Genomic DNA, 21296 nt, shown 5'->3' on the forward strand with positions numbered 1-21296 from the left:
CCTCATGATAGTCCGCGCACAGGGGACGGCTTGTGGTGAGCTTGATTTCGATCAAAGACCGAGCCAGCGTTCAATCTGGGCCATATCGAGTGATATACGTAACGCATCTGCCAGGCGGTTGAGTCGTTGGTATCGCGCCAGACGGTACTGTCGAACATTCGTCGCCGGAAGTAAGTTACGCAGACTACGGATGGCAGCGATGAAGCCATGGCGGAAATCGTCGTCATCAAACAAACCGTGCAAATATGTTCCGATGACATTTCCATTGCTCGACACCGCGCCATCCCGCACCGACTCGCCGGTTGCGCGCTCCAGGTCAAAGAGCGCCGTGGCGTCAGTCGCATAGATGGTCGTTCCCAAGTGAATTTCGTAGCCGGTGACACGTCGGCACGTCAGAGGACGGCCAAACAACGTCGGCACACGCAACTGCCCGATGGCTGGTGTCGTACACTTTTCGCGTTGCAAGATGGTGACAATGGGCAAACAGCCAAGCCCATCGTCAGTGCCGCCACCCTCGGCGCCATGCGGGTCTTCAATCCGCTGTCCGAGCATTTGCATGCCGCCGCAAATTCCGATCAGGGGTTTTATCCTGGCGTGCGCCAGTAGCGTTTCGGCAAATCCCCGGGTGCGGAGATAGCCCAAGTCGCGCAGGGTTTGTTTCGTGCCCGGTAGGATGACGACATCAGCCGCGGCAACCTCGGCAGGGTGCTCGATGAAGGCGAGCGCCACCGATGGCTCGGCCGCCAAGGCGTCGAAATCGGTGAAGTTGGACATGGAGGGCAGGGCGATGACGCCGATCCGCAGCGGACGGTCTGGCGTCTCAGGCAGGTCGCGCCAGGTCCGCGCAGTGGTTCGGCGACCTTCGAGCGCCACGCTGTCTTCCTCGTCTAGGTCGAGGTTGGCCAAGTACGGCACGACGCCGACGCACGGCCGCTGGGTATGCGCTTCCAACATTGCCAGCCCCGGCTCGAGCAAGGCTTGGTCGCCGCGAAACTTGTTGATGACCGTTCCCCGAATCCGGGCGCGGTCGGCGTCTTCAAGCAGAACGAGCGTCCCAACCAGCGAGGCAAAGACGCCGCCCCGGTCAATATCGCCGACCAGCAGGCAGGCGGCATCTGCGGCATGTGCCATGCGCATGTTGACAATATCCCGGTCGCGGAGATTGATTTCCGCCGGCGACCCCGCGCCTTCCAGCACGATCAGGTCAACCTGTGCGGCCAGCCGGGCATAGCTTTCCAAGACGCGCGGGAACAGCTCCCGAACGCGAAAATCAAAGTAATCCTGCGCCGTCAAGTTGCGCCAAACCTTGCCTTGGACGACGTACTGGGCAGCGTGATCCGATGCCGGCTTGATGAGAATCGGGTTCATGTCGGTGGTTGGCGGGATTCCACAGGCCTCGGCCTGAAGGGCTTGGGCGCGGCCGATCTCGCCCCCATCGGGGGTAGCCGCCGAATTCAGCGCCATGTTTTGGGCTTTGAACGGCGCGACCCGGAGACCCTGTTGCTTGAAGATGCGGCACAGTCCGGCCGTCAGGATGGACTTCCCGACGTGCGAGGCCGTTCCCAACACCATAAGGGCTTTGGCTGCCATAGCGTTACCAGGCTCCCATCCACCACAGATGACGGGCCGGCAACCGCCGGTCACAGGAACGACCAAAGCGGATACCGGCCCGGCCACACGTTATCCCAAAACCACTGCGCTGCCATCAGCTTGTCCGGGAGGAATCAGGCGTTGGGGATGGCCGCGTGGCCGACCGAACTACGGGGGTGAAAGACAAAGTTTAGTTGACCGGCGCGCGACCGAAGGACTTCGACCTCTACGCCAAACACGTCGGCTAGCAGCGTTGGTTCAAGAACTTCACCGGTTGCGCCCTGCGCCACACACTCACCGTTCCGTAGAACGGCAACCTGATCGGCGTACCGGGCTGCCGCGTTCAGATCGTGAACCGCCATGACGATGGTCTTCCCCTCATCGGCCAATCGCCGGCATAGCGCATAGGTGTCGAGCGCATGGGCGACATCGAGGCTGGCCGTCGGTTCATCGAGCAAGATGATCGGCGCTTCGGTCGCCAGCGAGCGCGCCAGTAGGACCCGCTGCCGCTCGCCGCCGGATAGCCCCGTGACCAGACGCGCTTTCAGGTGCAACAGGTCAGCGCGCGCCAGGGCCATCTCAATCACCGACCGGTCATGCGGGCCTTCGGGCTGGAAGCGGCCCAGGTGCGCATGCCGGCCCATGGCCACGATGTCCCGCACGGTAAAGGCAAAATCGAGGTGCGTATTCTGCGGAACAACGGCTACCTGCCGAGCAACGGCGCGCCGCGACCATTGCGCTAGGCTGCGCCCGTCCAACCGCGCGACGCCGCGGGTCGGACGCAGGAGACCCGCCAGCAAGCGCAGGACGGTGGTTTTGCCAGAGCCGTTCGGGCCAACCAGGGCCAAGAAGGTACCGCGGGCTGGCGACAACGCGATGTCGCGGACAATCGTCACGCGGTCAACCTCAAACCAGACCCGGTCCAGTTCCAGCATGCCCATATCGCCTACATTACCAGCGCGCGCTTGGATTTCATCAGCAGGTAGAGAAAAAACGGCCCGCCGCAAAGCGCCGTCACAACCCCCGGCCGCAGTTCGGATAGCGAACCCAACCGGCACACTAGGTCGGCAAGCACCAGAAACAAGGCCCCACCCAAAAAACTGGCTGGCAGCAAACGCCGGTTGTCCGGTCCCAGCGCCAGCCGCAAGAGGTGAGGAATCACCAATCCGACGAACCCAATCGCGCCCACCACGGCCACCGTTGCCGCCGTCACCAACGACGCCCAGACAATCAAGTTGCGGCGAAGGCCCGGCACGTCCACGCCCAACGACGCGGCCGATTCCTCGCCGGTCAACAGGACATTGAGTTCCTGGCCGTGCAGCGCCAACCAAATCGCGCCGATAAGGACCAGCGGAAACACCATGGCGACATGTCCCCACGACCGGCCTTCAAAATCGCCCATCAACCACGAGAGCATCTGCCGCCCAACTTCCCACTGACGCAGTGACAGCGCCAGCACGAAGGAAGTCAAGGCTGAAATGATGCTACTGATGGCAACCCCGGCCAGCAGCAGCGTCGTGACCGACAGGCGCCCTCCCTGGTGCGTAGCAAGCCAGTAAATCGCAACCGTGCAGGCCAATGCCCCCAGAAATGCGCCGGTGGGCACCAGAACCATGGAAAAGCTGGCCGTCCCCCAATAAAGCGTGACGACCGCGCCGAATGCCGCGCCGGATGACACGCCAATGATGCCTGGCTCAGCCATGGGATTGCGAAAAAGCGCCTGCATCACGGCCCCCGTCAGCGCCAACCCACCGCCGACCACGGCCGCAACCAGTACCCGTGGCAGCCGGATCCACAGCAAGACCGTCCGCTGCCAGGCTGGGTAGTCCCCTGGCTCACCCGTCACGGCTGCCCAGATGATGCGCAGGCTTTGCGTCGGCGTGACGTTGGCTGTCCCAAAGGCAACGGCCAGGAGCATGACGGCGCCTAGCAACACGGAAAGCGTTCCAAACGTAACCAAGTCGCGGCGTGTCATAGGTGCTATTCCTGAAAGCGTTCGGGGTGCAGGGTGCGAGCCATCGCCCAGCCTGTCTGAACGATGTAGTGCGAATTGCACAGCAAAAGCCGCGGCGGAAGCGCCATGACGCGACCTTCACGCACGGCGCGTACGTCTTGCCAGCAGGGGTCATGTTCAAGTGATTCGAAGGGAACGACCGACCGTGCCCCCACCGCGCCATGCGGCTTGCCCCCGGTATCGGGCACGAAAATCACGTCTGGATTCATTTCAATGACCGTTTCAAGCGAAATTTTGCCCCACGCTTGAACACCTGCCTCACGGGCAGCGTTGCGCGCTCCCGCAGTCTGCAACAGCTCGTCCGTGTAGGTGCCAATGCCGGCCGTGTAACCGTAGCCACTCCCGACATAGAGCGCCCGGGGCAAAGGCGCGCCGGCAACCAGCCGTCGGATGGTGGCAAGCTGGCGGTTCATTTCCGCCACGAGCGACACCGCCCGCGCCGGTTCGCCGACCGCCTGACCGATGGTGCGGATATTTTCCTGGATTTCAGCAATCGTATAGCCCCGGCCGATGGCAACAACCCGCGCCCCGCCAAGTTCGAGCAGCGCTCTGGCTTCGGCCGTGCAACTGCTGCCAACCAGTACCAAATCCGGTTCAAGGGCCAGGATTTGTTCAACGCGCAGCGGTGATGACGCCACCCGTCCCGGAACCTGCGCCGTGCGCTCCAGGATGTTGCACAATCCCGGATTGTCGGCATCCTGACTCAGTGCGGCAATCCGCTCCGGCGCGACCAAATCCATGAGTATTTCGTTGATGTTGTACTCGGTCGAAACGATTCGGGATGCGCTAACTGGCGGCTTCCGCGGCGCTCCGGCCACGAGGCGACTCGGTTGCCGGTCAAACCCGTAGGCCCCGAGCAGCGCGGAGGTCATCAGCGCCAGCGGCAAGAGCCACAAGCTAGAAGCCCACTTCCTCATGATTTGGCCTCGGTGCGTTTTTCAGCGCGCCATTCCCCAGGCGACGCCGAATCGAACACATGCCGGTTGAAATGGCGCGCGGCCAGTGCGCCACCGGGCGGCACATAACGACCGGCATCGAGCATGGCTTCCAAGTAATCAAAGACGGTTGACACTGCGTCAGCGTCGTTGATGGAGTGCAACCAGATGGTTTCGCCGCCAAACAAAATGAGAATGACGTTGGCCAGCGGGCAGGGGCCGAGGCAGCCGGTCACCGTGAGGTGAATCCGCAGCCGCAGCCCCCGTTCCTTCCACTGGCGCTTGTATTCATCTAGTGGAACGGCCGGAAATCCACGCTCCGTCTGCCCACAGCAACAACCCTGGCAAACGAACAACTGTCCTTCGATAACGCGCAACTCTCTGACGACACCATCGGCGCGCGTGACATCGAGGAAGCGGTTGGGTTGCGTGGACGCCATGGCGGCTTTGCTTCCGGTCAGAACTGGAAAGCGACCCCGCCGGTGCCGACTACGCCCGGCGCAAGCCAACCGTTTCCGGTGAAGTAGCGGCGGTTGAACATGTTTTCGACCTTGCCGTACACCCGGAGCGAACGGTCATTGCCAACCGGAATCGTGTAGCCTCCCATCACATCCGCCTTGACAAAGCCGGGCACTTCAAAGGCCCGTGACCGGTTGACGGCAAACAGCGAGGCATAAGTTCCGCTGTAGGCAACCATGTCGAAATTGACATTGAAGCGTTTGCCGATGGCTTGATTGGCGACGAGGGTAAAGGTGTGGGCGGCGACTCCGAAAATGCGGAAGAAGCCACGCACTGAAACGTCGCGGTCGGTTCCGGCGCTGGTGTGCGTGTATGACCCGTTGAGGGTGAGGGTCGCCGTCGGACGCGCGTTGAAACTCACCTCAACGCCGCGCGAAATCCCGCCGGAGCCGTTGATATAGCCCGATGACCGACCGTATGGATCGGTTGCTGGATTCAACACGCCACTCGAATCAAAGGCCGTAATCTGAACGACACGGGTGTAAAACACCGTCAACCCGACTTGCAACCGGTCGCGGAAAAAGTACTGATCCACGCCCCCATCGAACGAGTTGTAGCGGTCTGGGGACAGAAACGGATCGCCGTAAGGGGTAAAGTTGACGAGTCCGGTGACCGGGTTGTTGAAAAAGCCACCGCCAAACCGCTCATAAAGCGCCGGCGCGCGATAGGCATTGCCAACGTGCGCCCGCACCTTGGTTTTACTGGTTGGGATCAGGTACGACGCCGAAATATCACCCGTGAAGGCGCGGGGCGGCGCTTTGAGCTGCACGTTGGCATAGGCATTGGTCGTGCCGGTCGCCAGAAATGTGGGACGATTCAACCGGAACCCCTGTGTCCGCCCAGAAAGCGAAAGCTGCAAGCGGTCTTCGAGCAGGCGGAACTGCGCCTGAAAGTAACCGGCATGGGCGTTCTGGCTGATGTTGGTTTGCACATCCACCCGGCGGCGGGGATCGGGCAGCCGGTTGTCCTGCCGGTCGAAATAGGCTTCTCGCTCGAATTCGTAACCGGCCGTAAACGTCAACCACCGGGTTGGCTGTAAATTGACGCGCGCATCAACCGTGTCAATATCTCCGACGTAGTTGAGAACATTGCTCGTCACTGGCTGAAAGCCAAATCCACCCGGGCCATTTTGGAAGACGCGCGCCGTATGCACCCGCTGCCAGGCAACCCGGTAGCTAACTACCGGATTGATGATGTGGTTGAAGATGACCGCGCCCATGGCAAAGTCTGAGGTGCGCCGATTGTCCGGGTCCTGCCGGTTTGGAATGACAGTCGTATCGCCCCAGACAATTTGGGAGGCCGGGACACCGCTCATCAGGCGGCGCACTTGGTCGGACGGCAAAAAGCGCGCCGGAATGACGCCGGTCGTGGGAAAATTCGCTGCCGGGATGCCGCTCGTCGTCGGGCCGATCTGGAGCGCCACGAAGTCATCGGAGGCATTCACCCGTCCGGTCAGCGAGATGTTCGGGGTGAAGTCATAGCGCAGCGTCCCCTGGACGCCGGTGCTGCGCGTCGGAGTCCAGCCGTTGACACCACGGGTGACGTTGAGGTGGGTCGTGGCAAAGCTGTAGGTAAAGCGGTCTTGCGCCAGTCCGCCTTGTAACTGGAAGCGTCCACGAAACAGCCCCAACCCGCCGCCTTCAAGTTGCAGCGAGCCGGTGGTCGGTCCGCCACCCGTGCTCGAAACGACATTTACTACGCCGCCAACCGCATTCGTCCCGTAGAGCGACGATCCCGACCCACGCAGGAACTCGACCCGCCCGAAGTCCACGAAGTTGAGGTTCGACATAAACGACGTGGCGTCGCCCTGGGTCGTCGAGGCATCCCGGAAGCGCAAGCCATCGTAGAGAATCGCCGTCGCATCCGGGCGCAGTCCGCGTGTCCGCAGTTGGGTAAACGCGCCAGGACCGCCGTTGTTGAGCACCTGAATGCCAGGCGCCGTCCGCAGAATTTCGTGTAGCGCGTACTCATTCCGGTCGAGGATTTCCTGACGGTCAATCACCGTGACGGCTTTCGAGACCTCATCCACGGTTTGGGGCGCTCCGGCAGCCGTGACGACAACCGTATCTGATACGCCGTCCACCCGCAGCGTGATGTCCGCCGGATCGCCAACCGTCAGGCGGCGGGTCACGCGGGCAAAGCCAAGGGCTTCGACTTCGACGATGTAATCCCGCCCGGCCAAGCCTTCAAAGGCATAGCTGCCATCCGCGCCGCTCACGGCGCTGAGGCGAACACCAGCCTCGCGCGTCTGCAGAACCACACTGGCGTTGGAAACCGGATTGCCCTGCTCATCCAGCACGCGCCCGCGCAAGGCGCTTGACTGGGCCAGCACCGGGGACAGTCCGGCGTGGGCCAGCCACAAAAACAAGGTCAGGGCAGCAAGTCGCAGAAAGCTTGACATACATAACTCTCCTATAAGGCATCAGAACGGAATCAGAATTTTCCTATCTAGTCAACTCGCGCTGCCGTACCGTTTCAAGCCACCGCACCAGCAACCCAATCAAGTGGGCGTTGGCCGTGTCATCCCGGACGGCTAGGCGAAGAAACTGATCATCCAGCCCTACGAATTCCGCGCAGCGCCGAATGAGGACGCGGTGGGGTTCGAGCCAGCGGGCAAGGTCCGCGCCGGTGCCGGAGGGCAATCGCACGAGGAGAAAGTTGGCAGCGCTCGGAAAGACCGTGCAGCCAAGTTCTTCAAGCGCGCGCGCAAACGTTCGCTTGGCACATTCATTTCGGATGCGTGTCTGGCTGGCAAAGGCTTCATCGGTGAGCGCCGACCGCGCGGCTTCGAGCGCTGGCGTGCCGACGGGCCAGGCAGCCGTCTGGCGACGGAGTTCATGGGCGAGTGGTGGGTAGGCAATGGCAAAACCGACGCGCAGCCCTGGCATGGTGTAGAACTTTGTCGGCGAGCGCAGGACGACGACGTTTGGGATGTGTGCCGCCTGGCGAGCCAGCGACTCCTGCGGCGAGTAATCGGAAAACGCTTCGTCAAGGACGACCCGCACACTGTGCTGGGCAACGGTACGAACAAAGGGCAGCAAATGCTTGAGTGGGTAGCTGGCTCCGGTTGGGTTGTGTGGGTTGTTGAGCAGGATGGTGTCCACCCGCGATGCGCGGATGAACATGGCCAAGTCGGTCCAATCCGGTTGGAAGCCGGTCTCGGCGCGCAGTGGTTTGGTGACCAAGCAAGCATTGACCGCCACGAGGGCGCGGCGGTACTCGGCAAACGAGGGTTCGAGCAGGAGGACCCGCCGCGGTCGCCAAACCCGCAGCGTGTCAAAGAGCAGGCCGGCCGTCCCGTTGCCGACCACCACGCTTACCGGGTCGAGCTGATGCCGCTCGGCAAAGGTGGCCCGCAGCGCCGTATCGTCTGGGTAATGCGTCCAATCAGCTCGCGCCACTGCCGCCTTGACCGACGCCGGTGGTCCCCACGGGTTGAGATTGGCGCTGAAATCAAGGATGTCGGAAGGTGTCACGCCCCAGCGGCGGGCGGCCTCAGCCACCCGCCCGCCATGGATGCCTAACCACGGAGAAGGATTCATCGCTGCCCCCATAAACAGATGACCAACCCGATGACCAAGCCGAGCCATGACACCCGTGAAACGAGCCGCAGCGCGGCTTGTACGGCGGTCAGGTCCAGTGCCCGCCGTCGGTCGCCAATCAGAGGCGACCAGTGGGGAACACCGTCGTATGTGTTGCGTCCGCCGAGCTGAACCCCAAGCGCTCCGGCCATGGCGGCTTCTGGATGCCCGGCATTGGGGCTGGCATGGTGGTGGGCATCCCGCCGCCAGATGCGCCATGCTTCGCGCCAGTCCTGTCCGCCAAGCCAGGCCGCCGCAACCAGGAGTAGCGCCGTCAAGCGCGCCGGGAAGAAGTTGGCGACATCATCGAGCCGCGCGGCGAACTTTCCGAACCAGAAGTTGTGGTCATCGGTGTGGCCAATCCGTGAATCAAGTGTATTGATGGCTTTGTAGGCGAGCGCCGCCGGGACGCCGCCAACCGCCAGGTAAAACAACGGCGCAATGATGCCATCCGACGCGCTTTCGGCGAGGGTTTCGACCGTGGCGCGACAGAGTTCAGGTTCATCCAGGTGGTGCGTGTCGCGTCCGACGATCCGGGCAACGCGCTGGCGCGCGCCGGGAAGGTCATGATAGGCGAGCCGTTCTACGACGGCCGTGGCCTCATCCAGAAGGTCTTTGGTTGCCAGGGTTGTGGCGCCGAGATAAACCAGCGCCACGGCGCCAAGCGTCGGGTGGGCTTGGGCCAGGGTGTGGAGCGCCAGCCAACTGCCGCCGCAAAAGAGTCCGACGGTCAGCAGGGTCAGCCCGGCACCGGCGGTAAAGGCAAGCGCCGGGGGTGCGTCCAACGGTCGCAGCCACTGCTCGCCCAACGTGATAACCGTTCCCATCCAGCGCACGGGATGGGGCAGCCACGGCGGGTCGCCCACCAGTCGGTCGAGGGCATAAGCAGCGAGGAGCAGCACCGGCGACATAACGCGGCTTCCGCCACGGCAGGCATCCTTGACCACCGCAGCATCACATACGTCTGGGGCGCAGACGTATGACCATGGCCACGCGCACCGGAAAGCAAACAGGGGGAAGCGCCTACGCCACAAGGCACAGGACAGGCTGTCGGCCGCGCCGCTTCCTCCGCGAGAAGCTTCCGGGCGCGCAGTTTTGGGCAGGTCTCCTGACTTCGCCGTTTTACGCCAAGCCTTCCCACGCTCTGACGAGCGCAGTGGCGGTTGTTTGAAGGGCGTAAACCTACAGTGGCGTCACAGTGGCGGGACCGTGCGGGATTTGCACCCGCTTCCCTATTCTCCCAGCGTGCCGATCAACAGCAGTGGGCACCCAAAACCAAAGAACGTATTGCTGATTACTAACCTACTGCCGAATCTGGGCAGGGCCAAGTGGTTTTTCTGTTCTAATGGCCTCCGCGAGGATGATTGTGCGCTTGAAGCCATCCGCTGGCCGCTCAATCACCAGAACCTTGACCTTTCAGACGCGCTCTCAAAGCCCGGTCAACCGATCGGCAATGTATTCTTCGGCATAGTCTTCAGCCGACTCAGGCACAGCCGATGTGCCAAGCGGCGGGGCCGACACAGATGGTCCATGGCTATGACCATTGGTGAAACGCTGCCCGGTGGCGGCTACCGCATAGGTTGGGCGGGCCTGCACGGCTGGCGGTGGCAAAAGTGCCGGCGTTTCTATGACCAAATCTGCCTTGCCACGGTGCTTGAGCGCTTCGATGAGGAAGTTCTCAAACATTCGGCGTCCATCGCGGCTTTCGTTGCGGTGCTCCCATGGGCTGGGAAGTTTGCGCCAGTCCTCGAACGACTTCTCTAAATGAAACTGCACGCCATAGAGCAGTTGCCCGTCGCTACGCTTGACCATGATCTGGTTTCGGGTCAGCTCGCTCTTGGCCAGAAGCGAAAAGCCAAGTGGCACGCGCTCCAGCATCAGGCCGTGGTTTTGCCAGACCCGCAGGGTGTTTTTTGGCAACCGCCGTCCGCGTTCGGTCAGGATGCCGGCAAAGAGTGGGTCCTGCGGACGCAGCACGTTGATCAGATAGTATTGATACTCGCGCATCCGTTCGGTGCGCTTTTCCCAGGGGTTCAGTCCATCGAGCGTCACAACCCGCGCGCCAAACGCCTGTCCCATGATCTGGTGACCACCACAAATGCCCAAAACCGGAAGCGTCGTTCGTTGAAGGAAAGACTCCAGCTTCGCAATCAGGCTTGGATGGTAGAGGTCGAAGTCGCGCAGTGTGCCGCTGATAATGACGGCGTCGGGATCGAAATCGGCAACCTTGGCGTCGGTGAGTTCATTCAGGCGCGCAACCAACCAGTGAGGCTTGACGATCAGGTTGTTGATGTTCTGGGTGATGTTGCCCATGGCGAAGCCGGCTATCTTGCGCTCTTCGGCAACCCAGGCCTCGGCATCGAAGTTGGCCTCATGCTTGGCTTTATCGCTCAGATCAGATGTACAGGCGATGAGGTTGTCCACGATGAGCACACGCATGTACTCGATGCGCTGCAAGATAGGCTCAAACTCACAGTAGTCTTTCCACTGTCGCGCCATAGGTTTTCGCACCTCTCCTGCTGTGGGGACGCCGTTGGAAAACAATGTAACAAACTTCAAACTAGATTCTTACACGCTAGTCAATCCGTGGCGGATTTGTCAAAACGCGGCGCGCCCGACATCCACCCCGCGGTCGGGATTGCGCCATTCCACCATCACGATTACTCTACTTCGTCACAGCCCCATTCCAAACACTCCCAAAACCTGAACTCACGTTCGAGATAACTTACCATGTCTGCGCCTGCTCCTGTACCCACGACGCCTCCGGTGACGGCCGAAGCGCTACTGCGTGACGCCCGCGCCCGCCGCGCAACCTTCCCGGATGAGCACTTTCACGGGTTCACGGCAACCGTGACCTTCCACGAAGGCAACCAAACCTTCTCCGGCCAACTGGTCTTGAAAAACGTCCGTGACCTTGCGCTTGACCTTCCCGGCGTAAGTCTTGAGAGTCAATCGTGGCTCAAAGATGTCTTGGCAATGAACATCGCCCACCGGCTGGAACGAACCGGCGGCATGCCGGTGCCGACCAACTATCCGGTGTCCATTGCCGAAGCTGAGGAAAACCCCCTGGGCGTCAAGATTGTTTTTGAAGGCGACCCACTCGGCTCGAGCTATCGCATCCGGGATGGCGTCATCACCGAAGTGAATCGGCAGATGCACGGCTCGCGGTTCACGATCACGACGCTCGAAGTGGTCACCGGTGACGACGGACGCCTGATGCCCAAGCACTATGTCGTGACCTACTTCGACCCGGAAACCGGCCGGTTGACGGGCGTGGCGCAGTACACCGAGTTGTACGAAAAAGTCGGCGCGATGTACCTTCCCAGTTACATTCGTGTCATCGAAACCAAGCCCGGCGAGGCCAGCCTGGGCAGCTCACTGGTGCGGGTCGTTGAACTCACAGACCTTGCGCTCCTTGCGGCGGAAACCCCATGACGATTCGTGAACGCCTCCTTGCCGACCTCACAACGGCACTCAAAACCAAGGACACCGCCCGCCTTGAAGCCCTGCGGATGGTCAAGGCGGCCATTCAAAAGCAAGAAATCGAAGTCCAGCACCAGCTTGACGACGCAGAAACCACGGCGCTGCTTTCGACACTCATCAAACAGCGCCGTGAGGCGACCGATGCCTTTGTCAAGGGCGGACGCGAGGACTTGGCAGCCAAGGAACGCGCCGAAGCCGAACTACTGGAGAGCTACTTGCCGCCCCCCATCGGCGTGGCGGAGCTTGACGCGCTGGTGACATCCGCCATTGCCGAAACCGGCGCCGGCTCACCCAAAGACATCGGACTGGTCATGAAAGCCGTCATGGCCAAGCTTGCCGGACAGCGGGTGGACGGCAAAGCCGTCAACGAACTGGTCCGCGCCAAACTTTCCAACCAGCCTTCCAGGTGAAAGGCCGGCAGGGACGCCCCGCATGAGCGACACAGCCACTTCCAGCGAACACCACCTCGTCGTGGACAGCCTGACCGAAGGCCTGGCCCGACTCGTGCTTTACGGCAACGACCACATCTACTTCGACTGCCCGGTGGCGCTGCTCCCGGCCGGGCTGCGGGAAGGCGATCACTTGCGTCTGACCTTGACCCGTGATGACGTGGCGCGTTTGCAGGAGCAAGCCGAAGTCAAAAATTTGCTCCGCGAGCTGACGCAGGGCAGCGACCCCGACCAAAAAGACTTTTACCTCTGACGAGAACCCCGTGATTACGTACCGTGACGCCGGTGTGGACATTGCCGCCGCCGATGAAGCCAAGCGCCGGATTGGCAGGTTGGCGCAGGCCACCTTCAATGCTCAAGTCCTGAGCGCGATTGGTGGCTTTGGTGCGCTCTTTCGCCCCAACTTCGGAAACGCGGCCGACCCCATCCTGGTTGCCAGCGCGGACGGCGTCGGCACCAAGCTCAAAGTCGCGTTTCTGACCGGTACGCATGACACGGTCGGCTATGACTTGGTCGCGCACTGCATCAACGACATTCTGGCGCAGGGCGCGCGTCCGCTCTTTTTCCTGGATTACATTGCCACGGGCCGGCTCGATCCGGGCATCGTGGCAGATGTGGTAGAAGGGTTGAGCCGCGCTTGTCGGGAGTTCAACTGCCCGCTCATCGGTGGCGAGACGGCCGAGATGCCCGGCTTTTACGCCGATGGTGAATATGATGTCGCCGGCTTCATTGTTGGCTGGGTCGATCGCGCCCACATCATTGACGGGAAACGCATCACCGTGGGCGATGTCGTGCTTGGGTTGCCCTCCGTCGGCTTGCACACCAACGGCTACAGCCTGGCCCGCAAGCTGTTTTTCGAGACGGCCGGCTACGAAGCCAAGACGGTAGTTAGGGACCTAGGCTGCACCGTCGCGGAAGAACTCCTCAAGCCACACCGCTGTTACTTGCCGGTCCTTGACGGCCTCTTGGATGGCGGCCGGTTGAAGGGACTCGCGCACATTACCGGTGGCGGACTGCTTGACAACTTGCCCCGCATCCTGCCGGAAGGCTGCGCCGTGGCGTTACGGCGTGGGAGTTGGCCAGTCCTGCCTGTTTTTTCACACCTTGTTGAACTAGGCCAGCTCTCCGAAGAGGAAAGTCACCGTGTTTTCAACATGGGCATTGGGCTGGTCATGGTTGTCGCTGAAACTGATGCCGAGGTCGTTCGCCGGACGATCGAGCAGCAAGGCAGCGAAGTGTTCACCATTGGTCGTGTCGTCGCGGGCCATCGAAGTGTTCATCTCGCCTAGCCGACGGACGTGACGGCGGCCCGGCGACCGTGGGAAAGGGAGACACCAGATGCCACTTCATCCACAAGCTGAAGCCTTTCTCAACCAAGTTGCAGCCCTTGGCAACCCGCCTCTGTGGACGCTGGCCCCGGAGCAAGCGCGTCAGGCTTTTTTGGCGCTGCGTGCGCTGGCTGGACCGCCAGAACCGGTTGCCAAGGTGGACCACCGTCTGATTCGGGGTAGTCAGGCCAGTTTCGTCATTCGCACCTATACCCCGGAACATGACGGACCACTTCCCATGACCGTCTATTTCCACGGCGGAGGCTTTGTCATCGGCAACTTGGATAGCCACGACAACGTCTGCCGCGCGCTGGCCAATCGGACGCCAACGCTCGTCGTTTCGGTGGACTACCGACTGGCCCCGGAACATCCTTTCCCGGCCGCACCGATTGACGCTTACGATGCCGTGCAGTGGGTCGTGGCCCATGCCGAAGAACTGGGTGGTGACCCGGCGCGGGTGGCGGTCGCCGGAGACAGCGCGGGCGCGAACCTAGCGACAGTGGCGGCGCTGATGGCGCGCAACCGCAAAGGCCACCTGCCGATCTTTCAGTTGTTGGTGTACCCGGTCACGGATGCGACCCACAGTCAACCTTCCTACGAAGAAAACGGTGAAGGCTATTTTCTCACCAAGGAAGCGATGCAGTGGTTTCTGGGTCATTACGTTCCACCAGACCAGGACAAACGCCATCCTTACCTTTCACCGCTTTTCGAGAAAGACCTGTCTGGACTGCCACCGGCGCACATCATTGTGGCTGAATACGACCCACTGCGCGACGAAGGCACGGCCTACGCTCAGCGATTGGAGCAGGCGGGCGTCGCGGTTTCGGTTTCCCACTACGCCGGCATGGTGCATGGTTTTTTCTCGCTGATAGCACACTTCGATGACGCCCGACGCGCCCTCGACGAATCAGCCGCAGCGTTGCGCCAGGCGTTCACGGGGTGAAAGATGCCACGGTTGCTGCAACGCTTCCTGAATGCCATCCAACCACCTGACCAAGCGTTTGCCGAGCAAGCGCTGGCGCGTCAAGCGCAACTCGTCAAGCCGCCGGGAAGCCTTGGGCAGCTCGAAACGGTGGCCGCCCAGATGGCGGCCATTCAAGCGACCCCGACACCACAGACCAGCCCCCGCACTATCGTCATCTTTTGCGCCGACCATGGGGTTTGTGTTGAAGGTATCAGTGCCTTTCCGGCTAGCATTACCCACCAACACCTGCGCAACTTCATCACTGGCGGCGCGGCAATTGCCATCCTGGCTGAGTTGACCGGCAGTCAACTCCTCATCTGTGACGTTGGCGTTGACGCCGACTTGTCTGATCTGCCGGGCATTCGGCATGGCAAGGTTCAGCGTGGCACCCGCAATTTCCTTGTCGAACCAGCCATGACAACAGCGGAAGCAGAGCAGGCCATCCGGTTTGGATTTGAGACCATCGGTGAGTTGGCTGAGCAGGGACAGCGAGTCGTGGCCATCGGCGAAATGGGCATTGGTAATACGACGGCCGCGGCGGCGGTTACGGCCGCGTTGACCCAACGTCCACCGGAAGAAGTGACGGGACGCGGCAGCGGTCTTTCCACGACGGGCGTGACGCACAAGGTCGCCGTCATTCGACGTGCGCTTGAACATCACCGACCCAACCCGAACGATCCCCTCGATATCTTGGTGAAGGTCGGTGGCTTCGATCTGGCCGCGATGTGTGGGGCATTTCTGGGTTGTGCGGCCAGCCGGGTGGCAGCCGTGGCAGATGGCTTTGTGTCCACGGCAGCCGCCGCCCTGGCGGCTGCACTGGCGCCAATGGCGCGCGAGTTCATGCTTTTCGGGCATCGTTCTGCCGAACCAGGGCATCAAGCGCTTCTCGACGTTTTGCAAGCGACGCCCCTCTTACAGCTTGACATGCGGCTCGGCGAGGCCAGCGGCGCGGCTTTGACGTTTCCAATTCTCGACGCAGCGTGTAGGCTGCATGCGAGCATGGCAACATTTGCTGAGGCAAACTTGGGATAATGTTCTGAAACGACTCTCCCCGCACCCAAAGACAAGGTAAGAACCCAAGCATGACCAACCCGATTTCACTCAGCACGACATCCCTCGTCGGTCAAGTCATTGACGATAAGGTGCAGTTGGAAGCCATCCTGGGTCAGGGCGGCATGGGGGCGGTGTATCGCGGACGCCACCTGTTGCTGGAGCGAACGGTTGCTGTCAAAGTTCTGCGGCCGGAAATCCTGACGGTTGAGGGCGCACTTGAACGCTTCTTTCGGGAAGCGCGGATGGCAGCCGCAACCGAGCACCCCAATATCGTCACCGTGTACGACTTCGGCAAGCTGGTGGATGGGGGCGCTTACCTGATTTTGGAATTCGTCGAAGGCAAGAACCTACGTGCCACCCTCCAGGAGCAAGTGGTCATACCACCCTCCCTGGCGATTCCGATTTTGGGGGAAGTCTGTGCGGCGGTTGAGTTCGCGCACCGGCGGAATGTCATCCACCGGGACCTCAAACCGGACAACATCATGCTCAAGCGGCGCGATGACGGCAGCACAACGGTCAAAGTCCTAGACTTTGGACTGGCCAAAACGGTTGAAGAAGCGGAAACGTCGTCGAGCATTACCCGCACCGGTGAACTCGTCGGCACACCGGCCTATATGTCGCCCGAACACTGTAGTGGCGAAGACCTTGATGCTCGGTCAGACCTCTACAGCCTGGGCGTGATTGCGTATGAAATGCTCACTGGGCAGCCACCGTTTCGCGGCCGGGTAGCGGCGATTCTCACGGCGCAAATTCAACGGCCGCCGGCACCACTCCGTGACCTGAACCCCAATCTCCCGCCGGTGCTAGAGGAAGCCGTGCTGGCGGCGCTCGCCAAGAAACCCTACGACCGCCCGACTTCTGTCGCCGAGTGGTGGAATCGCCTTGAAGCCGCTTACGTCGCAGCTTATGGCGAAAAGCCTAGCACAACGGTTCCCCTTTCCCTGCCCGAGCCAGCGCCATTTGTCGCCACAGCCGCGAACGGGACAACTTCTTCGGCAGTCAACCAGAAACATCCATCGCAGGGATCAACGCTTCAGGTCAGCAACACACTGTTACCCAGCCCAGCGGGAGAAACCGTTGGGCTGGTTGCGCCGCCAGGCACCGGCGAACAGAAGCTGGCGGCATCTTCCAAGTCAAGTCTGTCAACCCCGCAGCCGATACCTCGCGCCGGAACCGGCACCCTGGCAATTGGTGCAGCATCAGCTCAAGTGGAAGAACCAGTCACGGTTCAAACCGTTGTGGTGAGCGCGGCTCCGAACCCGCCCAAGCTAGGTAGCCTGCACCGGCTTGGTCTGGTTGTGGGCGGCGTACTGGCCCTTGTGACAGCCGGGGGGATCATGGCCACAAGCTGGATGCGGAGCGCTGCCCCGGTCACGCAACCGGTGCAATCCCCGGTCATTGCCCCCGCAGCGGGTGATGTCACGCCGCCGCCGGCGTCGCCTACAGCCACGCCGGTGACGGCCGGACCCGTCACCGCCCCTCCGGCTTCTCCAGCCGACACGCCGTCACGGCGTCCATCAGCCTCTAATAAAGCCAGCGACAACGCGGACTCAGCCCCAGCTCGCCCCTCCGACACAGCCCGTGGCGACCGTGATGGACAGCCGCGACGCGAAAGTCCATCCCCGGACTCCCCCACCGCCTCCACACCCCGCCAGCCGACGGAAGCGCCGCGAACGCCACCACCCGGCCCGCAACCCCGTTCCAGTCCGGGGGCTGGAACGGGGCGCAACCCAAGCGCCAGCAGACCGGAGCGGGGCAAACCGGACGAGCGCCGCTGGTGGCAAGTCTGGAAAATCGGACGCGACAAGGACAAAGATAAACCCCGCCGTCCCCGCGATTAGTGCCGCCATGGTCAAGCTCGTCGTTACCGGCGCGACTGGATTGCTGGGGCGTCATGTGACGGACGCCTGCGACCGGTTCTACGATATTGTCGCGCTTGCGCGCTCTGACCTGGACATCAGCGACGCCAACGCCGTCTCAACCTGCCTGAACATCCATCGGCCGGCGGTCGTCATCAACTGCGCGGCCATGACCAATGTGGACGCCTGCGAAACCGACCGTGCGGCAGCTTTCCGCCACAACGCCGAGGGTCCGCGTCACATGGCCGAGGCCGCCGCAGCCATCGGAGCGTACTTCATCCACATCAGCACGGATTATGTCTTCGACGGCACGAGTTCCCTTCCCTACCAAACGACCGACGCACCACATCCCATTTCCGTGTACGGTGAATCAAAGCTGGCCGGCGAACGCGCGGTTCAGGCCGTGTCGCCCAACTTTGCCGTTGTGCGCGTCGCCGGGCTGTTCGGACGCGGCGGCAAAAACTTTGCCAGCGTGATCGGCGACCTGCTGACCCGCCCTGGCGTGGTCAAGGGCATCACGGACAACCGCATCCTTCCCAGCTACGCGGCAGATGTCGCCACCTATCTTCGTTCCCTGGCCAATGCCCGCGCTGGTGGTCTGTTCCATGCCGTGAGTTCAGGGACACCTTGTAGCTGGTATGACTTCGCCACCCTGGCCAGTGCGTACCTGGGGACAAGGGCGCAGGCAACGGTGGTCGGTGTCACCGAAGCCGAACTAGGCCGGCCGGCCAAACGTCCGATGTCCTGTGTCCTAGCCCACTCGGCAGATGCGGCCCCTGGGCTGCCTGTCTTGCGCGATTGGCGTGATGCGCTCCAGGAGAGCTTAAGCGCATGGAAAACCTGACCCTGACGGCCATTCCCGGCATCCGCGTCGGACACTTCACCGAAACCCGGCGTCCGACGGGCTGCACGGTTGTGTTATTTGACGTGCCGGCCGTGGCGGGCGTGGATGTGCGCGGTGGCGCGCCGGGCACCCGCGAAACCGACGCGCTTGCGCCCCTCAACCTAGTTGACCAGACTCACGCCATCGTCCTGGCCGGCGGGAGCGCCTTTGGGCTGGACGCGGCAACGGGTGTCGTTCGCTATCTGCGCGAACGGGATATTGGTTTTGATGTCGGCGTCGCCCGGATTCCAATTGTTCCGGCAGCCATTTTGTTTGACCTCCACACTGGCGACCCAACGATTTACCCAGACGCCGACGCCGGCTACCGAGCTTGCCTTGCCGCCACGGATGCGCCAGTGACGGAAGGCGCGGTCGGGGCTGGGGCTGGAGCAACGGTCGGCAAACTGCTGGGCATTGAACGCGCATCCCGCGGCGGCAGCGGAAGTTTCGCATTCAAGCTGCCAAGCGGCGTCCAGGTTGCGGCGTTGGTTATTGTCAACGCCGTTGGGGATATACGTCACCCGCAGACTCAGGCGATTCTTGCCGGGGCGCGCCAGGCTGACGGCAGTTTTGCCGACTTGGCAGCCCGCATTCGCGCCGGCGATATTGCGCGTTTCGCGCCCCTTCCACCGGCCAGCCACACCACGATTGGGCTGGTGGCCGTCAACGTGCCACTGACCAAGCCGGAACTGACCAAGGTGGCCCACATGGCCCACGACGGACTGGCGCGGACCATCTCACCGGTTCACACCTTGTTTGACGGCGACACCCTGTTTGCCGTTTCCGTGCCGGACCCGGCCCTGGCTGGCGCGACCGACACGAGCTGTCTCGGCGCACTGGCGGCGGATGCCGTGGCGGAAGCCGTGGCGCGGGGCGTGATGTCGGCAACATTTCCGGCATAGCGCATTGCGTTAGTTTCGGCCTGGTCGGCACAATCCCTTTCCCCCCGTATGTGTGGCGACTCAAGGAGAAGCACTCATGCCAACGTATGAAGGTCTAGTCGTTGTTCTTGGGGCAAACGGCGGCACTGGGCGCGAAGTCGTCGCCCGCTTGGCGCACCATGGCGTAGCGACGCGCGCGGTAGCCCGCTCAGAGCGTAAATTGGCGGATATTGTCAAGCCGGGCACTGAGACGGCAGTTGCCGATGTCCGGGACGTAGAGAGTCTTGAAAATGCGCTGCGTGGCGCGCGGGCCGTGATCAACTGCATTGGCACGCGGGTTGGCTTTGCCAATACCGGCAAGGGTGTCGCCGATTTCTTTGGCTTTGGCGAGGATGGCGCGGATGCGGTGGATAACCGCGGCACGGTCAATGTGCTGAACGCCATGAAGCGCGTCGGCGCGGAGCACTTGGTCATTGTCACCTCGATGCTCATCAATCAGCCGCTCAATCCGTTCAGCTTGATGATGAAACCCTTTGGCGACATTCTGACCATGAAGGACAAGGCTGAAAAAGCCGTCCGCGCATCAGGCTTGCGCTACACCATTGTTCGGCCGGGGGGGCTGACGAACCAACCGCCATTTCAGAAAGGCATCAAAGTAGCCCCGGCTGATGCGCTCTCCAGCGGTTCGATTTCGCGCGCCGATGTGGCCGAAGTCTGTGCGCAAGCGCTCTGGACGCCGGCGGCTTACGGCAAGACGCTTGAGATCGTCGCGGACGACACCGCCCCGGTCAGTGACTGGGGAGCGTTTTTTGCTTCGGTTCCACCGGATGCCATACCCGCGCAGGCGACAGCGGCCGGTGTCTGAACCAAGCCTGTAGCAGTGGGCCGCAGCGGATGGACTGTGGATGCGGCGGTGGCGTCACTCAAGCGGTAAGCACCGTGATGGCTAGCTTGCCGTAATCCGCCGCCGACAGGATTCGCAAGCCAGCCGTTTCCAGGGTGTCGTTCAGCAGTTGGCGGGTGAAAAATGTCAGTCCGCCCATCGCGGACAATGCCGCCCGGATCACCAATGGTGGGTCGAGCTGATTCATGATGAAATAGCGCCCTACCTCCGGGCGCAACACGCGCCGCCCTTCCCTCAGCACGGACCGTGCGTCACGGTACTCATTGAGCGAACCACCGCACGCGATGCCCAATACGGTGGCATCGTTGAGCGGTGTCGCGGACATGTCAGCCCGCAACCAAAACATCGCCTCGGCAACTCCCTCCCGGACGGCATAGGCGCGCGCTTCTTCGAGCATCCGCCTGGAAAGGTCAATCCCGACCACCAGCGAGGCGTCACGCCCGCGCTCGAGGAGCTGCCGGGCGATGGGACGGCCGTAGTAACTTGTCGAGCAAGCCGCATCCAGCCACAAACCATCTTCGGTGAAGGTTGGCTCGAGCGCATCGAGCAGCAGACCGATTTCACGCTCCGGCGGAAAGTTCTCGCCTGACAGCAGCGACAAGGCGCGCGTTCGCCAGAGCCGCTCATAGACGGTCGCCGTGAGCTGCCACTGTCCGGTCAACTGGGCAAAGGTCAGGGCTGGATTCCCGTTCGGCAGGAAGTCAGCAACACCATCCCGCACTGGGAAATGGGCGCTGCACTGGCCACAGGCAAACGCTCCTTCGCGCCGGTCACCCTGAAGCGTCAGGCTGACCGAGGCGCAGACCGGGCACCGCAGCCGCGGTAACAATGTCGCCAGTCGCGTATCCACCGG

20 protein-coding genes and 1 riboswitch are annotated in these 21296 nt (G+C 62.0%); of the genes, 10 read left to right on the top strand and 10 right to left on the bottom strand.

The features are described from left to right. Positions 1-51: 51 nt before the first annotated feature. The 9 genes from J8C06_RS06880 to J8C06_RS06920 all read right to left on the bottom strand — a co-directional run bounded on the left by J8C06_RS06880 (position 52) and on the right by J8C06_RS06920 (position 11138). A complete protein-coding gene (locus J8C06_RS06880; RefSeq protein WP_211427982.1) occupies positions 52-1590 on the bottom strand; it encodes a cobyric acid synthase in 1539 nt (512 codons plus the stop codon). A gap of 134 nt (positions 1591-1724) precedes the next feature. Beyond that, positions 1725-2525: an ABC transporter ATP-binding protein gene (locus J8C06_RS06885; RefSeq protein WP_246601997.1), complete on the bottom strand. Its 801-nt coding sequence runs from the start codon at positions 2523-2525 to the stop codon at positions 1725-1727. A gap of 11 nt (positions 2526-2536) precedes the next feature. After that, positions 2537-3565 carry a FecCD family ABC transporter permease gene (locus J8C06_RS06890; RefSeq protein WP_211427984.1) on the bottom strand — a complete coding sequence of 343 codons (1029 nt, stop codon included), beginning with the start codon at positions 3563-3565 and terminating at the stop codon, positions 2537-2539. Between the two features lie 5 nt (positions 3566-3570). Beyond that, positions 3571-4500: an ABC transporter substrate-binding protein gene (locus tag J8C06_RS06895; protein WP_211427985.1), complete on the bottom strand. Its 930-nt coding sequence runs from the start codon at positions 4498-4500 to the stop codon at positions 3571-3573. Positions 4501-4517: 17 nt separating this feature from the next. Next, on the bottom strand, positions 4518-4979 hold the full coding sequence (locus J8C06_RS06900; RefSeq protein ID WP_211427986.1) for a (2Fe-2S) ferredoxin domain-containing protein: 462 nt from the start codon (positions 4977-4979) through the stop codon (positions 4518-4520). 17 nt (positions 4980-4996) lie between these two features. Next, complete coding sequence (locus J8C06_RS06905; protein ID WP_211427987.1) at positions 4997-7459, bottom strand: TonB-dependent receptor; 2463 nt, start codon at positions 7457-7459, stop codon at positions 4997-4999. A gap of 43 nt (positions 7460-7502) precedes the next feature. Then, positions 7503-8600 carry a threonine-phosphate decarboxylase CobD gene (gene cobD / locus J8C06_RS06910; RefSeq protein WP_211427988.1) on the bottom strand — a complete coding sequence of 366 codons (1098 nt, stop codon included), beginning with the start codon at positions 8598-8600 and terminating at the stop codon, positions 7503-7505. Further along, positions 8597-9550: an adenosylcobinamide-phosphate synthase CbiB gene (cbiB, locus tag J8C06_RS06915; RefSeq protein WP_211427989.1), complete on the bottom strand. Its 954-nt coding sequence runs from the start codon at positions 9548-9550 to the stop codon at positions 8597-8599. The genes cobD and cbiB overlap by 4 nt, the downstream gene beginning before the upstream one ends. A gap of 170 nt (positions 9551-9720) precedes the next feature. Then, positions 9721-9927, bottom strand: a riboswitch (cobalamin riboswitch). Positions 9928-10067: 140 nt separating this feature from the next. Continuing rightward, positions 10068-11138, bottom strand: a complete 1071-nt coding sequence (locus tag J8C06_RS06920) for a type 1 glutamine amidotransferase (protein ID WP_211427990.1) — start codon at positions 11136-11138, stop codon at positions 10068-10070. A 231-nt stretch (positions 11139-11369) separates the two neighbouring features. Here J8C06_RS06920 and J8C06_RS06925 point away from each other — a divergent pair, with 231 nt between their 5' ends. From J8C06_RS06925 to J8C06_RS06970, 10 genes are all read left to right on the top strand, one after another. Next, positions 11370-12074, top strand: coding sequence for a DUF3386 family protein (locus J8C06_RS06925; protein WP_211427991.1), 705 nt, complete (start codon positions 11370-11372; stop codon positions 12072-12074). Beyond that, the gene (locus J8C06_RS06930) at positions 12071-12532 is read left to right on the top strand and encodes a GatB/YqeY domain-containing protein (RefSeq protein ID WP_211427992.1); all 462 of its coding nucleotides are present in this window, start codon (positions 12071-12073) and stop codon (positions 12530-12532) included. The genes J8C06_RS06925 and J8C06_RS06930 overlap by 4 nt, the downstream gene beginning before the upstream one ends. Before the next feature lie 22 nt (positions 12533-12554). Next, on the top strand, positions 12555-12824 hold the full coding sequence (locus J8C06_RS06935) for a DUF3006 domain-containing protein (protein ID WP_211427993.1): 270 nt from the start codon (positions 12555-12557) through the stop codon (positions 12822-12824). Positions 12825-12834: 10 nt separating this feature from the next. Next, positions 12835-13860 (top strand): phosphoribosylformylglycinamidine cyclo-ligase, encoded by a 1026-nt coding sequence (purM, locus tag J8C06_RS06940; RefSeq protein ID WP_211427994.1) that lies wholly within the window; start codon positions 12835-12837, stop codon positions 13858-13860. Between the two features lie 49 nt (positions 13861-13909). Further along, positions 13910-14842 carry an alpha/beta hydrolase gene (locus J8C06_RS06945; protein WP_211427995.1) on the top strand — a complete coding sequence of 311 codons (933 nt, stop codon included), beginning with the start codon at positions 13910-13912 and terminating at the stop codon, positions 14840-14842. A 3-nt stretch (positions 14843-14845) separates the two neighbouring features. Beyond that, a complete protein-coding gene (gene cobT / locus J8C06_RS06950) occupies positions 14846-15895 on the top strand; it encodes a nicotinate-nucleotide--dimethylbenzimidazole phosphoribosyltransferase (RefSeq protein WP_211427996.1) in 1050 nt (349 codons plus the stop codon). A 50-nt stretch (positions 15896-15945) separates the two neighbouring features. Continuing rightward, a complete protein-coding gene (locus J8C06_RS06955; protein WP_211427997.1) occupies positions 15946-17757 on the top strand; it encodes a serine/threonine-protein kinase in 1812 nt (603 codons plus the stop codon). Positions 17758-17764: 7 nt separating this feature from the next. Further along, positions 17765-18619, top strand: a complete 855-nt coding sequence (gene rfbD, locus J8C06_RS06960; protein ID WP_211427998.1) for a dTDP-4-dehydrorhamnose reductase — start codon at positions 17765-17767, stop codon at positions 18617-18619. Beyond that, a complete protein-coding gene (locus tag J8C06_RS06965; protein ID WP_211427999.1) occupies positions 18607-19560 on the top strand; it encodes a P1 family peptidase in 954 nt (317 codons plus the stop codon). Before rfbD ends, J8C06_RS06965 begins: the two co-directional genes overlap by 13 nt. A 76-nt stretch (positions 19561-19636) precedes the next feature. Then, positions 19637-20404 carry an SDR family oxidoreductase gene (locus J8C06_RS06970; RefSeq protein WP_211428000.1) on the top strand — a complete coding sequence of 256 codons (768 nt, stop codon included), beginning with the start codon at positions 19637-19639 and terminating at the stop codon, positions 20402-20404. Between the two features lie 58 nt (positions 20405-20462). On the opposite strand, the gene J8C06_RS06975 is transcribed toward J8C06_RS06970, so the two are convergent. Continuing rightward, positions 20463-21293 carry a methyltransferase domain-containing protein gene (locus J8C06_RS06975; RefSeq protein WP_211428001.1) on the bottom strand — a complete coding sequence of 277 codons (831 nt, stop codon included), beginning with the start codon at positions 21291-21293 and terminating at the stop codon, positions 20463-20465. Between the last annotated feature and the right edge of the window lie 3 nt (positions 21294-21296).

The organism is Chloracidobacterium validum (assembly GCF_018304825.1).
Lineage (GTDB): Bacteria > Acidobacteriota > Blastocatellia > Chloracidobacteriales > Chloracidobacteriaceae > Chloracidobacterium > Chloracidobacterium validum.

Excerpts from the sequence above, each read along its gene's own strand:
- J8C06_RS06880 (WP_211427982.1), bottom strand. The coding sequence starts at position 1,590 with ATGGCAGCCAAAGCCCTTATGGTGTTGGGAACGGCCTCGCACGTCGGG.
- J8C06_RS06885 (WP_246601997.1), bottom strand. The coding sequence starts at position 2,525 with ATGCTGGAACTGGACCGGGTCTGGTTTGAGGTTGACCGCGTGACGATT.
- J8C06_RS06890 (WP_211427984.1), bottom strand. The coding sequence starts at position 3,565 with ATGACACGCCGCGACTTGGTTACGTTTGGAACGCTTTCCGTGTTGCTA.
- J8C06_RS06900 (WP_211427986.1), bottom strand. The coding sequence starts at position 4,979 with ATGGCGTCCACGCAACCCAACCGCTTCCTCGATGTCACGCGCGCCGAT.
- J8C06_RS06905 (WP_211427987.1), bottom strand. The coding sequence starts at position 7,459 with ATGTCAAGCTTTCTGCGACTTGCTGCCCTGACCTTGTTTTTGTGGCTG.
- cobD (WP_211427988.1), bottom strand. The coding sequence starts at position 8,600 with ATGAATCCTTCTCCGTGGTTAGGCATCCATGGCGGGCGGGTGGCTGAG.
- cbiB (WP_211427989.1), bottom strand. The coding sequence starts at position 9,550 with ATGTCGCCGGTGCTGCTCCTCGCTGCTTATGCCCTCGACCGACTGGTG.
- J8C06_RS06920 (WP_211427990.1), bottom strand. The coding sequence starts at position 11,138 with ATGGCGCGACAGTGGAAAGACTACTGTGAGTTTGAGCCTATCTTGCAG.
- J8C06_RS06925 (WP_211427991.1), top strand. The coding sequence starts at position 11,370 with ATGTCTGCGCCTGCTCCTGTACCCACGACGCCTCCGGTGACGGCCGAA.
- J8C06_RS06930 (WP_211427992.1), top strand. The coding sequence starts at position 12,071 with ATGACGATTCGTGAACGCCTCCTTGCCGACCTCACAACGGCACTCAAA.
- J8C06_RS06935 (WP_211427993.1), top strand. The coding sequence starts at position 12,555 with ATGAGCGACACAGCCACTTCCAGCGAACACCACCTCGTCGTGGACAGC.
- J8C06_RS06945 (WP_211427995.1), top strand. The coding sequence starts at position 13,910 with ATGCCACTTCATCCACAAGCTGAAGCCTTTCTCAACCAAGTTGCAGCC.
- cobT (WP_211427996.1), top strand. The coding sequence starts at position 14,846 with ATGCCACGGTTGCTGCAACGCTTCCTGAATGCCATCCAACCACCTGAC.
- J8C06_RS06955 (WP_211427997.1), top strand. The coding sequence starts at position 15,946 with ATGACCAACCCGATTTCACTCAGCACGACATCCCTCGTCGGTCAAGTC.
- rfbD (WP_211427998.1), top strand. The coding sequence starts at position 17,765 with ATGGTCAAGCTCGTCGTTACCGGCGCGACTGGATTGCTGGGGCGTCAT.
- J8C06_RS06965 (WP_211427999.1), top strand. The coding sequence starts at position 18,607 with ATGGAAAACCTGACCCTGACGGCCATTCCCGGCATCCGCGTCGGACAC.
- J8C06_RS06970 (WP_211428000.1), top strand. The coding sequence starts at position 19,637 with ATGCCAACGTATGAAGGTCTAGTCGTTGTTCTTGGGGCAAACGGCGGC.